This window comes from Bradyrhizobium sp. MI1.11 (assembly GCF_055811255.1).
In genome coordinates this window covers 125346-140112 of the sequence record NZ_JBVVPM010000013.1, presented here as the reverse complement: position 1 = coordinate 140112, position 14767 = coordinate 125346, and the positions used below count along the sequence as shown (strand labels likewise).

The 14767-nt window shown below is 63.7% G+C and carries 14 protein-coding genes; 12 read left to right on the top strand and 2 right to left on the bottom strand.

Annotated elements, in window-relative coordinates:
• Positions 1-2 precede the first annotated feature (2 nt).
• The 3 genes from AC0L30_RS16030 to AC0L30_RS16020 all read left to right on the top strand — a co-directional run bounded on the left by AC0L30_RS16030 (position 3) and on the right by AC0L30_RS16020 (position 1822).
• The gene (locus AC0L30_RS16030) at positions 3-1115 is read left to right on the top strand and encodes an amidohydrolase family protein (RefSeq protein ID WP_007597047.1); all 1113 of its coding nucleotides are present in this window, start codon (positions 3-5) and stop codon (positions 1113-1115) included.
• A 15-nt stretch (positions 1116-1130) separates the two neighbouring features.
• Positions 1131-1544, top strand: coding sequence for a Rieske (2Fe-2S) protein (locus AC0L30_RS16025; RefSeq protein ID WP_027565497.1), 414 nt, complete (start codon positions 1131-1133; stop codon positions 1542-1544).
• Between the two features lie 71 nt (positions 1545-1615).
• Positions 1616-1822 carry a hypothetical protein gene (locus tag AC0L30_RS16020; protein ID WP_007615092.1) on the top strand — a complete coding sequence of 69 codons (207 nt, stop codon included), beginning with the start codon at positions 1616-1618 and terminating at the stop codon, positions 1820-1822.
• 130 nt (positions 1823-1952) lie between these two features.
• On the opposite strand, the gene AC0L30_RS16015 is transcribed toward AC0L30_RS16020, so the two are convergent.
• A complete protein-coding gene (locus AC0L30_RS16015; protein WP_473404681.1) occupies positions 1953-2798 on the bottom strand; it encodes an SDR family NAD(P)-dependent oxidoreductase in 846 nt (281 codons plus the stop codon).
• 196 nt (positions 2799-2994) lie between these two features.
• On the opposite strand from AC0L30_RS16015, the gene AC0L30_RS16010 reads away from it, so the two are divergent.
• The 4 genes from AC0L30_RS16010 to AC0L30_RS15995 all read left to right on the top strand — a co-directional run bounded on the left by AC0L30_RS16010 (position 2995) and on the right by AC0L30_RS15995 (position 8167).
• Positions 2995-4491, top strand: coding sequence for an aldehyde dehydrogenase family protein (locus AC0L30_RS16010; RefSeq protein WP_007597043.1), 1497 nt, complete (start codon positions 2995-2997; stop codon positions 4489-4491).
• Positions 4492-4613: 122 nt separating this feature from the next.
• A complete protein-coding gene (locus AC0L30_RS16005) occupies positions 4614-5741 on the top strand; it encodes an alkene reductase (RefSeq protein WP_007597041.1) in 1128 nt (375 codons plus the stop codon).
• A gap of 155 nt (positions 5742-5896) precedes the next feature.
• Entirely contained in the window at positions 5897-6400 is a 504-nt protein-coding gene (locus AC0L30_RS16000) for a GFA family protein (RefSeq protein WP_007597039.1), read from the top strand.
• 105 nt (positions 6401-6505) lie between these two features.
• A complete protein-coding gene (locus AC0L30_RS15995; protein WP_007597037.1) occupies positions 6506-8167 on the top strand; it encodes a thiamine pyrophosphate-binding protein in 1662 nt (553 codons plus the stop codon).
• Positions 8168-8328: 161 nt separating this feature from the next.
• On the opposite strand, the gene AC0L30_RS15990 is transcribed toward AC0L30_RS15995, so the two are convergent.
• Positions 8329-9708: an LLM class flavin-dependent oxidoreductase gene (locus AC0L30_RS15990; protein ID WP_007597036.1), complete on the bottom strand. Its 1380-nt coding sequence runs from the start codon at positions 9706-9708 to the stop codon at positions 8329-8331.
• A gap of 241 nt (positions 9709-9949) precedes the next feature.
• Here AC0L30_RS15990 and AC0L30_RS15985 point away from each other — a divergent pair, with 241 nt between their 5' ends.
• The 5 genes from AC0L30_RS15985 to AC0L30_RS15965 all read left to right on the top strand — a co-directional run bounded on the left by AC0L30_RS15985 (position 9950) and on the right by AC0L30_RS15965 (position 14654).
• Complete coding sequence (locus tag AC0L30_RS15985; RefSeq protein ID WP_473366936.1) at positions 9950-11359, top strand: M20 family metallopeptidase; 1410 nt, start codon at positions 9950-9952, stop codon at positions 11357-11359.
• 99 nt (positions 11360-11458) lie between these two features.
• Positions 11459-12370 (top strand): amino acid ABC transporter substrate-binding protein, encoded by a 912-nt coding sequence (locus tag AC0L30_RS15980; protein WP_035995282.1) that lies wholly within the window; start codon positions 11459-11461, stop codon positions 12368-12370.
• A gap of 115 nt (positions 12371-12485) precedes the next feature.
• Positions 12486-13217, top strand: a complete 732-nt coding sequence (locus tag AC0L30_RS15975) for an amino acid ABC transporter permease (RefSeq protein ID WP_007597031.1) — start codon at positions 12486-12488, stop codon at positions 13215-13217.
• Between the two features lie 4 nt (positions 13218-13221).
• A complete protein-coding gene (locus AC0L30_RS15970) occupies positions 13222-13914 on the top strand; it encodes an amino acid ABC transporter permease (RefSeq protein ID WP_007597029.1) in 693 nt (230 codons plus the stop codon).
• Between the two features lie 8 nt (positions 13915-13922).
• Positions 13923-14654, top strand: coding sequence for an amino acid ABC transporter ATP-binding protein (locus AC0L30_RS15965; protein WP_007597027.1), 732 nt, complete (start codon positions 13923-13925; stop codon positions 14652-14654).
• The last annotated feature ends 113 nt before the right edge of the window (positions 14655-14767 follow it).

Sequence of the window (14767 nt, the reverse complement as noted above, 5' to 3'; positions counted from 1 at the left end):
GCATGAGTGAGGTCATCGACCGCCCGCTGCGGGAAGACGAGAAGCCCGCCGCTTCGCGGCTGCGCATCGTCGATTGCGACGTCCATCCGAGTCTGCATTCGTTCGACGATCTCAACGAGTTCCTGCCAAAGCGCTGGCAGCAGCATCTGAAGGAATATGGCAGCCATTTGCGCACGCCCTATCTGTTCACCACGCCCTATCCGCGCTCTTCGCCGCTGATCGCGCGCCGCGATGCGTGGCCGCCGACGGGCGGGCCGCCCGGTTCGGATCTCGCCTTCATGCAGAAGCAGCATCTCGATCCGCTCGACGTCGAGTTCGGGATTTTGCAGGTGCTCGATCTCTTCATCTTCTCGCAGCAGAACCTCGAATTCGGCGCCGCAATCCAGCGTGCCATCAACGATTGGCAGCTGGCGTTCTGGTCGCATCGCGACCCGCGCCTGAAGGCTTCGATCCTGGTCGGGCAGGACGGTGTTGATCTCGCCATCGCCGAGATCGAACGCTGCGCGAAAATCGGCGAATACGTCCAGATCAACGTCTCGCCGCGCGCCAACGAGCCGCTGGGCCGTCGCCGCTACTGGCCGATCTACGAGCGTGCCCAGGAACTAGGTCTGCCGCTCGGCATCCATGTCGGCGGCTATGGCGGGCATGCGCCGACCGGTGGCGGCTGGCCGTCCTATTACGTCGAGGAACACCAGTCCAACGCGCACACCATTGCGGCGCAGCTTGCCAGTCTCGTGATCGAGGGTGTGCCGGAGCGTTTTCCGAAATTGAAGTTTGTCTTCATCGAGGGCGGCTTCGGTTGGATTCCGTCCGCGGTGTGGCGAATGGACCAGCATTTCGAGCGCTTCCGCAGCGAGGTGCCGCATCTCAAGCGCAAGCCGTCGGAATATGTCCGCGGGCATTTCTGGTTCACGACGCAACCGATCGACGAGCCTGACGAAGCCCGGCACCTGCGCTCTCTGATCGAATGGGTTGGCATCGATCGTCTCCTGTTCTCGTCGGACTATCCGCACTGGGATTTCGACGATCCGCGCTTCGCCTTCAAGACGCCGCTGACGGAGGCCGAGCGAAAGAAGATCTTCAGCACCAATGCCCGCGCGGTCTACAAGTTCTGAGAAGGTCTGCACGGTATGGCCCGTCACATCGTCGCGTCCACCTCGGAGATCCCACCCGGTGGCAACAAGGTGGTCGATGTCGCCGGCCGCGACATCGTCGTGTTCCACGTCAATGGCGAGTTCTTCGCGCTGCTGAACCGCTGCCCGCACGAAGGCGCGCCGCTGGAGAAAGCGGCGTGCGTGGCGCGGCTGACCTCGCCCGAGCCCGGCATCTATCAGCGCTCGCGCGTCGGCGAGATGCTGCGCTGTCCCTGGCACGGCTGGGAGTTCGACATGCGCAACGGCCAGTCGTGGTTCGATCCGAAGCGCGTCAAGATAAGGTCATATCCGGTCGCTGTGGAGCGCGGCGAGGAACTCCAGAAAGGCCCGTATGTTGCCGAGACCTTTCCGGTGCATGTCGAGGACAGCTACGTGATTGTGGAGGTCTGAGCAGCCGTTTCGGATTGTGATTTTGCCGCAGGTGGGATAAGCCTCGCCCGCATTTATGGCGGAGACGAGCTTTGTCGAAACAATCCCTGCGTGAGGAGGCCGAGCGCCTGATCCGCGAATCGATGGAAAAGAAAACCGTCGTCGTCAAGCAGGGTGATACCCGCATCGAGGCCGTCTGCGGTAAATGCGGCGCCCCGAACCGTGTGCAGGCGCCAAAGGGCCAGACCCGCATCAAGTTCGCCTGCAAGAATTGCGGGCATCAGCAAGAGACGCTGTAGAGCGCCCCCTGTGTAAACCCTCATCCTGAGGAGCCCGCCGGAAGCGGGCGTCTCGAAGGATCGAGGCCCAACCGGGCCTGCATCGTTCGAGACGCGCGTTCCGCGCTCCTCACCATGAGGATCAAACAGCCTAATTCCCCTTCACGAACTTCGCGAATGCATCCGCATGGTCCGGATGCCAGCGTGACAGCGGCGGGCGGTTCGCCACGATGTCACCGGCGGCCCACAGCATGCGCTTTTCGTCGAGCGCGCGCGGGACGTCGTTGTCGGGGCAGAGGATGTAGAAATCGCCGGCCTCCAGCTGCGCCAACATGAAATCCACGGTCTGCTCGGCCGTCCAGGCGCCGGCCGGCTTCTCCGTCCGGCCTTTCGCGGTAAGGTTCGTGAAGACGAAGCCGGGAATCAGCAGATGCGCGGTGATGCGGCAACCCGCAGTGTTGCGCAGCTCGTGCTGGAGCGCTTCCGTAAAAGCCTTCACGCCGGCCTTGGAGACGTTGTAGGCGGGATCGCCGGGCGGGGTGGTGATGCCCTGCTTCGAGCCGGTGTTGATGATGAGCCCCGCCCTGCCGCGCGCGATCATGTTGGGCGCGAAGATGCGCGAGCCAGTGATGATGCCCCACATGTTGACGCCGATAATGCGCCGCCAATTGTCGGGTTCGCCGAACAACGTGCTGCCGGGCTGGATGCCCGCATTGTTCATGAGGATGTCGGTGCCGCCGAAGCGCTCGCGCACGGCGCGCTCGAGTTCCGCCACGCTCTCGGCCTTGCTGACGTCGATCGCGAAGGGCATCACATGTGTGGCGGACGTCAGGGATGAGAGTCTTGTTGCGGCGTCCGCCAGCCGCGTCTGATCCACATCGGCGATACACACTTTCATGCCGTTCCGCGCGAAGGCTGCGGCGGCGGCGAATCCGATGCCGGACGCACCGCCGGTGATCACGGCTACATTGTCTTTGACGATCGCGGGATGCGGCATGGTTCGGTCTCCGGGGGAGGGGCTCGGTCGTGCCATAACACGACACTTGCGCGACCCTGCACAAGTCGGCATGGGAGGTCTTCGTTCCGCACCGACTTTGCGCCTCTCCTTTACGCCTGTCCGGCACCGCAGTATTCTATCGACCTAACGATCCCGCCCAGATCGAACCAATCAATCATTGACAGGGAGTTCAGCCATGGCTGTGTCGCAGGCTATTCCAATCACGCGCCACCCGTTCGCCAACGGGTCCTACAAGCAGATGCTGATCGACGGGAAGTGGGTCGATGCTGCCTCCGGCAAGCGCTTCGAGACCCATAACCCCGCGACCGGCGAACTGCTCGCAACCGTTGCCGAGGGCGACAAGGAAGATATCGACCGTGCGGTCGCTGCCGCTCGCCGCGCTTTCGAAGGGCCCTGGAGCAAGGTCAAGCCGTTCGAGCGGCAGAACCTGCTGCTGAAGCTTGCCGACCTCGTCGAGAAGAATTTCGACGAATTGTCGCAGCTCGACACGCTCGACATGGGCGCGCCGCTCAGCCGTACCCGCGCCTATCGTCTGCGCGCCGTCGGCATGTTGCGCTATTATGCCGGCCAGACCACAGCGATCCATGGCGAGACCATCGAGAACTCGCTGCCCGGCGAAATCTTCTCCTACACACTGAAGGAGCCGATCGGCGTCGTCGGCGCCATCATTCCCTGGAATGGTCCGCTGACCGCGACGATCTGGAAGATCGGCCCGGCGATCGCGACCGGCTGCACCGTCGTGCTCAAGCCCGCCGAAGAAGCGCCGCTGACGTCGCTGCGCATCGCCGAGCTCGCGATGGAAGCGGGCGTCCCGCCCGGCGTCATCAATGTCGTGCCTGGCTTTGGCGAGACCGCGGGCGCGGCGCTTGCCGCACATCACGACGTCGACAAGGTTGCCTTCACCGGCTCGCATGTCACGGGCCAGTCGATCATTCGCGCCTCGGCCGGCAACCTCAAGCGTGTCTCGCTCGAGCTCGGCGGCAAGTCGCCGGACATCGTGTTCGCGGACGCCGATCTCGATGCCGCCGTGCCGGGCGCCGCGATGGCGGTGTTCGCCAATTCGGGGCAAATCTGCAGCGCCGGCACCCGGCTGTTCGTCGAGCAGTCGATCTACGAGGAGTTCGTCGGCCGCGTCGCCGAGTTCGGCAAGAAGCTGCAAGTGGGCAACGGTCTCGACCCCAACACCCAGATCGGACCGCTGGTGTCCGAGCAGCAGCTCGAGCGCGTCACCAGCTATCTCGACATCGGCCAGAAGGAAGGCGCCAAGGCGCTCGCCGGCGGTGGCCGCGTCACCGAAGGCGCGCTTTCAAAAGGCTTCTTCGTCTCGCCGACGGTGTTCGCGGGCGTCCAGGACAATATGCGGATCGCGCAGGAGGAGATCTTTGGACCCGTCATCTCCGCGATCGCATTCAAGGACATGGACGAGCTGGTCAAGCGCGCCAACGCCACCACGTTCGGTCTTGGCTCGGGCCTGTGGACACGGGACGTCAGCAAGGCGCATGCGGTTGCGAAGCGCCTGCGCGCCGGCTCGGTGTGGGTGAATTGCTACCAGGCGATGGACCCTGCAGTCCCCTTCGGCGGCTACAAGATGAGCGGCTACGGCCGCGAATCCGGCAAGCAGCACGTCGAGGAATATCTCAACGTGAAGGCGGTGTGGATCAAGACGGGCTGAGGCCTGTTCTCTTCGCGGATTCCGTGGCAGGGAATATCTGCTTTTGTGGGGGCGGCGCCTTTTCGGGTGGCCGCCCCCTCGCTATATGACGCGCATCCTTCCTTAGCCATTCTGGAACCAGCATGAAATTCGAGGCGTTGTTTCAACCGTTGCAGGTCGGTCCGTACAAGCTCGCGCATCGCGTCGCGATGGCGCCATTGACGCGCATGCGGGCCGAGCGCGAGAGCTTTTCGCCGCGGCCGCTCAACGCCGAATATTACGGTCAGCGCGCCACTCAAGGCGGCCTGATCATCGCCGAGGCCTCGCCCGTGCTCTCGCACGGCCGCGGCAATCCGGCGACGCCTGGCATCTATTCGGAGACGCAGATCGCGGGCTGGCGCAAGGTGGTCGACACCGTGCACGCCAAGGGCGGCATCATCTTTCTCCAGCTCTGGCATGTCGGCCGCGTCTCGCATTCCTCCTTCCACGGCGGGGAGCTGCCGGTCTCGGCCTCGGCGATCCCGATCAGGGCCGAAGGCATGAAGGCAATGACCGCCGACGGCAAGATCTCCGACTACGAGACGCCGCGCGCGCTGGACACGGACGAGGTCAAGGGCATCGTCGAGGCGTTCAGGCAGGGCGCGAAGAACGCGTTGGCCGCGGGGTTCGACGGTGTCGAGATCCACGGCGCCAACGGCTATCTGCTCGAGCAATTCCTGCAATCACGCAGCAACCAGCGCACCGATCAATATGGCGGTTCGATCGAGAACCGCGCGCGGCTTCTGCTCGAAGTGACCGAGGCCGCGATCGAGGTCTGGGGCGCGGGCCGCGTCGGCGTGCGGCTGTCGCCCCACGGCATTGCCAATGATTCCGGCGAGCCCGATCCGATGCCGCTCTACACGCACGTGGTCAAGGCGCTTGACAAGCTCGGTCTAGCCTATCTGCATTTCATCGAACCGCGCTCCAGCGGCTCGGGGCGCGCAGAAGTCAATTGGCAGAACGTGCCCTCGGCGATGCTGCTGTTCCGGCCGCTCTACGGCGGCGTGCTGATGACGGCCGGTGGCTTCAGCGGCGAAACCGCGAATGCGGCGATCGCCGATGGCCACGCCGACCTCATCGCCTTCGGCCGCATCTTCATCTCCAACCCCGATCTGCCGCGGCGCCTGCAGCACGATTACCCTCTCACGCCGTATAACCGTACGACATTCTATGGTGGCGAGGAGAAGGGCTATACGGATTATCCCGTGTATGACGAACTGACGCCGGTCTGACACTGCTGTAGCCCGGATGAGCGAAGCGATATCCGGGGTCTTCACCCAAGCTCTGGTCTTCCCGGATGTCGCTTCGCTCATCCGGGCTACGGAGTTATTGTGTTGCCCCGACGGACACCACGAATTTCGTCATTGCGAGCGATGGGGGAAGTGCTATGGCCAAAGCCGCAGCCGCCGCAGGTATAGCCACCGGGCAATGCCTCTGCGGCAAGGTCACCTTCGAGATCGACGTGCCCGCACGCTGGGCCTGGCACGATCACTCCGCCGCCAGCCGTCGCGCCCACGGCGCCGCCTATGCAACCTATGTCGGAAGCTGGAAGAAGCGGTTTCGCATCACCGCAGGCAAGACGGCGCTGACCCGCTACGAGGACAAGGCAACGAAGACCGCGCGCAGCTTCTGCGCGCATTGCGGCACGCCGATCACGTACGAGCGCCCGCGCGGGCCGCATATGGTCAACATCCCCCGTGCGCTGTTCAGGGAACGCACCGGCCGCCAGCCGCTCTATCACATCGCCATCGAAGAGCTGCAGGAATGGGCCTATACCGGCGAGCCGCTGGTGCCGTTGAAAGGTTTTCCCGGTGTGGTCTGGCAGCGCTCGAAAAAGAAGAAGCGGGCGGGCGGGGAGGATCCGTTCGAGCTGGGGCGCGAGGAGATGTAGCGCCCGCCCACGCAACGCAGCCATGACTGCGCTTCCTTGCGCGCCTCCCGCGATTTCGGCCATCATGCGCCCGTCCTTGCGGCAACGTCCGCCTCTGGAGGAAGCATGAAGAACAAGATCACCGGCCGCTCCGCCTTTCTCGCGTTGCTCAAGGACGAGGGCATCACGCATCTGTTCGGCAATCCCGGCACCACCGAGCTACCGATCATGCATGCGCTGAAGGACCATCCTGATCTCACCTATGTGATGGCGATGCAGGAGAGTCTGGTGGTGGCGATCGCGGATGGCTACAGCCGCGCCTCCGGAAAGCTCGTCGCCTGCAACGTCCATGTTGCGCCCGGCCTCGGCAACGCGATGGGCTCGCTCTACAACGCCCAGTTCACGGGCACGCCGATGATCCTGACCGCGGGTCAGCAGGAGCAGGGCCACGGCCTGATGGAGCCGGTGCTGTACGGACCGCTGGTCCGCATGGCCGAGCCGCTGGTGAAATGGGCGGTCGAGGTGACGCGCCTCGAGGATCTGCCGCGCATCGTGCGCCGCGCCGCCAAAGTCGCGACCACGCCGCCGACCGGGCCGGTGTTCATTTCGTTGCCCGGCGACATCCTCAACAGCGAGGCCGGGATCGATCTCGGCCGCTCCACCCGCATTGATGCCCGCACAAGGCCATCGGATGAGGCACTAAACGCGTTCGCCGCGCGGCTGCTCAGGGCCGAGCGTCCCGTGATCGTCACCATGGACGAGGTGGTGAAGAGCGACGCGCTGAAGGAGGCCGCCGAACTCGCCGAGGTGCTCGGTGCGGCTGCCTACCAATCCTCGACGCCCTATGGCTCGCACTTCCTCTCGGAGAGCCCGAGCTTCGTCGGCACGTTGGCACGTGTCCAGAAAGTCGCGCGCGACACACTTGCGGCCTACGACCTCTTGATCGCGCTCGGCGGCGATCCCTTGCGAATGTCGGTCTACAGCGAGGTCGATGCGCTGCCGGAGGGCCTTGGCATCGTGCAGATCGGCCTCGGCGACTGGGAGATCGCCAAGAATTACGGTGCCGAGATCGCGCTGAAGGCGGATTTGAAGGAAACGCTGCGCGCGCTGATCCCGGTGCTGAAGGAGATGGGCGGCGCTGCCCTGGCGCAACGTGCGAAGCAACGTCTCGCCGAGCTTGCGCCGAAGAACTGGACCGCGCGGCGCACCGCGCTGGTCGAGCAGATCGGCAAGGCCGCGGACCGCAGCCCCATCGATCCGGACTGGCTGGTGCTGCAAATGGTGGAGGCCATGCCCGCCAATGCCATCCTCGTCGACGAAGGCCTCACCTCGAGCCGCCAGATCACGGCGCTCCGTGCGCACCGCGACCGCTTCGGCTATCACGGCCTTGCCTCGGGCGGCATTGGCTGGGGCCTGCCGGCCTCCGTCGGCGCCAGCATCGCCAATCCCGATCGCCCCGTGGTCTGCTTCTCCGGCGACGGCAGCGCGATGTATTCAATCCAGTCGCTGTGGACGGCAGCGCATCACAAGCTGCCGCTCAATGTGGTCATTGCCAACAATGGCGGCTATCGCATCATCAAGCAGCGTCTGCTCGCCTTCCATGGCGACGACAATTACGTCGGCATGGATTTTGTCGATCCGCCGGTGGATTTCGCGGGCGTGGCGAAGGCACTGGGATGCGAGGCGATCAAGGTCAGCGATCCCCGCGAGTTGAAGGCGACGCTGGCGTCGGCGTTTGGCCGGCCGGGGACGAAACTGATCGAGGTGATGGTGGACGGGAAGGTGTGAGGCAGCGTCACTTGCGGCGCTGATGCCCGCCACGTTCTCAGTCGTCATCACCCGCGAAGGCGGGTGATCCAGTATTCCAGAGGCGGCGGTGATTGAGTCGAGACGCTGCGGCGTACTGGATGCCCCGGTCAAGCCGGGGCATGACAGCGTACCTTAAGACGCTACCCCTTCCTCCCCACCCTGAACCCCGCCGCCGGATGCGGCGCCCCCAGCCTTGCACGCCCGTCACCGAACAGCTTCTCGCGCAGTGTGCCCGGCGCGTACTCCGCCTTGTACCGCCCACGGCGCGTCAGCTCCGGCACCAGCATATCGGCGATGTCCTCGAAATCGCCAGGTGAGATCGCGAAGGCGACGTTGAGACCGTCGACATCGGTCGCCTCGAACCACGCCTCGATCTTGTCCGCGACCATCTCCGGCGTGCCGACCACGACGGGGCCGGCGCCGCCGACGCCGACATGCTCGATGACGTCGCGCACGGTCCAGACGCGATCGGGATCGGCGCGGGTGACGTTATCGAGTGCGCTGCGACCGGCGTCGTTCTGGACATGACGCACCTGCTGGTCGAGCTCGTAGCCGGAGAAGTCGATTCCGGTCCATCCCGACATCAGCGCCAGCGCGCCCTCCGGGCTGATGTGGCGGCGATAGTCGGCATATTTTTCGTTCGCCTCGGCCTCCGTCCGCCCGAGGATGATCGTCATCATCGAGAACATCAGGATTTCCGCCGGATTGCGGCCGAACGCGGCGGCCTCCTGACGGATCGCCGACACGCGCGGCGCGATCACCTTGGCCGACGGTCCCGACATGAACACGCATTCGGCGTGCTGTGCTGCGAACTTCCGTCCGCGCGGCGAGGTGCCGGCCTGGTACAGCACCGGCGTGCGCTGCGGCGACGGTTCGCTGAGATGAATGGTGTTGTTGATGCGCCAGTTCGCGCCCTCGTGGTTGACGCGATGAACTTTTGAGGGATCGGTGAAGATGCCGCGCGTGCGGTCGCGCAGCACGGCGTCGTCTTCCCAGCTCCCTTCCCAGAGCTTGTAGACGACCTCCATATATTCGTCCGCGATCTCGTAGCGGTCGTCGTGCCCGATCTGCTTGTCCTTGCCGGCGCCGCGCGCGGCGCTGTCGAGATAGCCGGTGACGACATTCCAGCCGATACGTCCCTCGGTGAGATGATCGAGCGTCGACATCCGCCGCGCGAACGGATAGGGCGGCTCGAAGGAGAGATTGCTGGTGACGCCGAAGCCGAGATTCTGCGTCACCGCAGCCATTGCCGACAGCAGCAGCAGCGGATCGTTCGACGGCGACTGGGCTGCGTTGCGCAAGGCTGCGTCAGGGCTGTTGCCGTAGACGTCATACACGCCGAGCACGTCGGCCAGGAACAGCCCGTCGAAACGGCCGCGCTCCAGCGTTTTGGCAAGATCGATCCAGTAGGGCAGGCGGGTATATTCGGCAGTGCGGTCGCGCGGATGGGTCCAAAGGCCCGGTGACTGGTGCGCGACGCAATTCATCGCAAATGCATTGAGCCTGATCTGCTTGGCCATGATGGTCCCCCGGCGCCCTGTACCGGGCACTCTTCGAATGATAGAGCTGCGCCCGAACTTGGCGAAGTTCTTGCATATAGCGCGACGTTGGCAAGGCCAAAATCAGCGGCGCTGCCGCGCTTGGCAAGCCAATCTCAAGAGAGCAAGAACGAAATCCCAAGACTATCGAAGTCCCCGCCACTTTCGGAGGCCTGCCCGTATCGGGTATGCTCCTTCGTCTCGCAACCTAAAAAAGAAAATAATGACCAGAGCCGATGCCATCGCCCGCGCCCGTGACGATTTCAAATCCGGCGCGTTCCTCGCTGAACTCGACCGTCGCGTCGCCTATCGGACCGAGAGCCAGAATCCGAACCGGAGCGTCGAGCTGCGCGCCTATCTGGAACAGGAGATGGTGCCCGCTTTCGCCGCGCTCGATTTCGAAAGCCGGATGATCGAATCTCCCAGCGGCAAGGCGCCGTTCCTGTTCGCCGAACACCGCGAGAGCGAGACGGCGCCGACCGTGCTGATCTACGGCCATGGCGACGTCGTCGACGGCATGGAAGGCGAGTGGCGTGATGGCCGCGATCCCTGGCGCACCACGGTTTCGGGCACGCGTCTTTACGGTCGCGGCACCGCCGACAACAAGGGCCAGCACAGTATCAACATGGCCGCACTCCGCGCGGTGCGCGAGGCCCGCGGCGGCAAGCTCGGCTTCAACGCCAAGTTCATCCTCGAGATGGGCGAGGAGATCGGCTCGCCGGATCTCGGCAAGGTCTGCGATCTCAATCGCGATGCGCTCAAGGCCGATCTGTTCATGGCCTCCGACGGGCCGCGCCTGTCCGCCGACCGTCCGACCCTGTTCCTCGGCTGCCGTGGCGGCATCCGCATTCATCTCGATGTGAACCTTCGCGACGGCGGCCATCACTCCGGCAATTGGGGCGGCGTGCTCGCCAACCCCGCGACCATTCTGGTCAACGCGATCTCGACGCTGGTCGACGGCCACGGCCGCCTTCAGCTGGACGCGCTGAAGCCGCCGCGCCTCACCAACCAGATCCGCAGCTATCTTGCGGACGTGCAGGTGGTGCCGACCGAGGACGAGCCGGCGTTAGCCGAGAACTGGGGCGAGGAGGGTCTTTCGGCGGCCGAGCGGCTCTATGCCTGGAACACGCTCGAAGTGCTGGCGATGTCGTCGGGCAATATCGAGAAGCCGGCCAACGCCATTCCCGGCCACGCCAATGCCGTGCTGCAACTGCGTTTCGTGGTCGGCACCAAGATCGATGGGCTGATCGAGGCGGTTCGCGCGCATCTCGTCGCAAAGGGCTATCCGATGGTCGAGGTCCGGGCGGCGCAGAGCTTTGCCGCCTCGCGCACAGATTTCGACAGCCCCTGGATCACATGGGCGGCGGATTCGGTGCGCCAGACCACCGGCAAAGTGCCGGCGGTGCTGCCGAATTTCGGCGGCTCGTTGCCCAACGACGTGTTCTCCGAGAGATTGGGCCTGCCGACGATCTGGGTGCCGCACTCCTATCCCGGCTGCTCCCAGCATGCGCCCAATGAGCACATCCTGCTGCCATTGACCGAAGAGGCCTTGACGGTGATGGCCGGCCTGTTCTGGGATCTCGGGGAATTGCCAAGCGCGCTAACAAGACCGCTAACGCGCCCGCCGGCCTGAGCCGTTAACCGGAGCCGCGATCCAGCCAAAAGTCACATTCTATTCCAACCCAATTTGTGCTTGCATCCCGCCGGCATCATCCTGAAAGGGGACCAAAAAGTGAAACATTTCCGTAGCATCGGCCTCGCGCTCGCCGCGACCTTCGCTGTCAGCCAGGCCGGGGCCGAGGAGCTCACCGGCACGCTCAAGAACATCAAGGACACCGGCGCCATTACGCTCGGCTTCCGCGACTCCTCGATCCCGTTCTCCTATCTCGACGACAACCAGAAGCCCATCGGGTTCGCGATGGACATCTGCTACAAGATCGTCGACGCCGTGAAGAAGGAGCTCAAGCTCGACAAGCTCGAGGTCAAGCTCAACCCGGTGACTTCGGCGACCCGTATTCCGCTGATGGCGAACGGCACCATCGACCTCGAATGCGGTTCGACCACCAACAACGCCGAGCGCCAGAAGCAGGTCGCCTTCACCAACACCCATTATTTGACCGCCAGCCGCTACGTCTTCAAGAAGTCGAGCGGCCTGAAGTCGATCGACGATCTCAAGGGCAAGACCGTGGTCTCGACCGCCGGCACCACCAACATCAAGCAGCTCACCGAAGCCAATGTTGCGAAAGGCCTCGGCGCCAACATCATCCCGGCCAAGGACCACGCCGAATCCTTCCTGATGGTCGAGACCGATCGTGCCGTCGCCTTCGTGATGGACGACATCCTGCTCGCGAGCCTCGTAGCCGGCTCGAAGTCGCCCGACGACTACGTCATCTCCAAGGACGCGTTCTCCAAGCCTGAGCCCTACGGCATCATGCTGCGCAAGGACGACGCGCCGTTCAAGAAGGTGGTCGATGCGGCGACCGCCGCGCTCTACACCTCTGGCGAAGGCCAGAAGATCTACGACAAGTGGTTTACCCAGAAGATCCCGCCGAAGGGTCTGAATCTCAACACCCCGATCTCGGCCGAGCTGAAGAACGAGTTCGCCAAGCCAACCGACTCGCCGAACCCGGACGATTATAAGTAAGCTATAACCGCGATCTTTCGATCCGGATCGTGTCCGGCCATCTTGACTCCAAGGTGGCCGGACATTTGCATAGGCGCCGGGACATCCATGACTGGCGCGTTCGCGCGGGGGACACGTGAACTACCACTGGAACTGGGGAATTTTCTTCGAGCCGAACCCGATGGGGACCGGCACCTATCTCGACATGCTGTTGTCGGGCCTGGTGCTGACCCTCAAGACGGGTGCGCTCGCATGGATCATCGCGCTGATCATGGGCTCGATCGTCGGCGTGATGCGCACGCTGCCGTCGAAGGGAGCGTACTGGTTCGGCTTTGCTTATGTCGAATTCTTCCGCAACATGCCGCTGCTGGTGCAGCTCTTCCTGTGGTTCTTCGTGCTGCCGGAACTGCTGCCGAGATCTGCCGGCCTCTGGCTGAAGCAGCTGCCCAATGCGCCGTTCTGGACGGCGGCGATCGGCATCGGCTTCTTCATGTCGGCGCGCGTCGCCGTGCAGTTGCAGGCCGGCATCGGATCGCTCCCGCGCGGCCAGAAGATGGCGGCGACCGCCCTCGGCCTGACGACCTTGCAGGCTTATCGCTACATTTTGCTGCCGATGGCGTTCCGCATCATCCTGCCGCCGCTGACGTCCGAGTTCCTCAACACCATCAAGAACACGGCTGTGGCCATCACCATCGGCTTGCTTGAGTTGACCGGGCAGGCGCGCTCCATGCAGGAATTCTCGTTCCAGGTGTTCGAGGCCTTCACCGCCGCGACCCTTCTCTATCTCCTCGTCAACGCCGTCGTCGTGACCGCAATGCGCTTCCTCGAGCGCTACGTCGCGATCCCCGGCTACATCACGGGGAAATAACACCATGTTCAGCAATTTCGATTTCGAGGTCATCCGTCGCGCACTGCCCTATCTGTTTTACGAGGGCATGACGTTCACGCTGATGCTTACGGGTCTTGCGGCGCTCGGCGGCCTGATCTTTGGCACGGCCATCGCGCTGATGCGGCTGTCTGGCTTCAAGATCCTGGGCCGAATCGCCGGGGTCTATGTCGACTTCATGCGATCGCTGCCGCTGGTGCTGGTGATCTTCTGGTTCTACTTCCTGGTGCCCTATATCGGGCAGTGGGTGACCGGCGCGTCGCGCCCGATCAGCGTCGGCGCGTTCGCATCCTCGCTCATCACCTTCATCATGTTCGAGGCCGCGTACTTCTCCGAGATCATGCGTGCCGGCATCCAGTCGATCTCGCGCGGCCAGCCGGCCGCAGCCAACGCCCTTGGCCTGACTTACGCCCAGACCATGCGCTACGTCGTGCTGCCGCAGGCCTTCCGTAACATGCTGCCGGTGCTGATCACGCAGACCATAGTGCTGTTCCAGGACACCTCCCTGGTCTACGTGCTGTCGATCACCGACTTCCTCGGTGCGGCAAGCAAGGTCGCGCAGCGCGACGGCCGTCTGGTCGAAATGTATCTGTTCGCAGCAATCGTCTACTTCACCATTTCCTGTGTTGCGTCCTTCGGCGTTCGCCGCCTGCAGGCGCGCATCGCCATCATTCGATAGAGTCTGTCATGATCGAGATCAGCCACGTCGACAAATGGTACAGCCCGAGCTTCCAGGTGCTGACCGACTGCACCACCAGCGTCACCAAGGGCGAGGTGGTCGTGGTCTGCGGCCCGTCGGGATCAGGTAAGTCGACGCTGATCAAATGCGTCAACGCCCTGGAGCCGTTCCAGAAAGGCGACATCAGCGTCGATGGCACCAAGGTCAACGATCCCAAGACCAATCTGCCCAAGCTGCGCTCGCGTGTCGGCATGGTGTTTCAGCACTTCGAGCTGTTTCCGCATCTGAAGATCATCGACAATCTCTGCCTCGCACAGCAGAAGGTGCTCGACCGGTCGCGCGACAAGGCGATGGCGAAAGGCATGCAGCTGCTGGAGCGCGTCGGCCTGAAGGAACAGGCGCAAAAGTATCCCGCGAACCTGTCCGGTGGCCAGCAGCAGCGGGTGGCGATCGCTCGCGCGCTCGCGATGGATCCCATTGTCATGCTGTTCGACGAGCCGACCTCGGCGCTCGACCCCGAAATGGTGAGCGAGGTGCTCGACGTCATGGTGGACCTCGCCCATGAGGGCATGACCATGATGGTCGTGACGCACGAGATGGGCTTTGCCCGCAAGGTTGCCAACCGCGTGATCTTCATGGATCGCGGCGAGATCGTCGAGGACGCCCCGAAGGACGATTTCTTCGGCAAGCCCCGCAGCGACCGCGCGCAGAAGTTCTTGTCGAAGATTCTCTCCCACTAACTCCGCCGTCAATACCGGGCGCGACGTAGTAGCGAGCCCGGAAAACAACCGGCGGCATTGTAAGAGGCGAAAATGATTACGGGCACAATAGCTGCGCGAAAGGCCCCGAATGA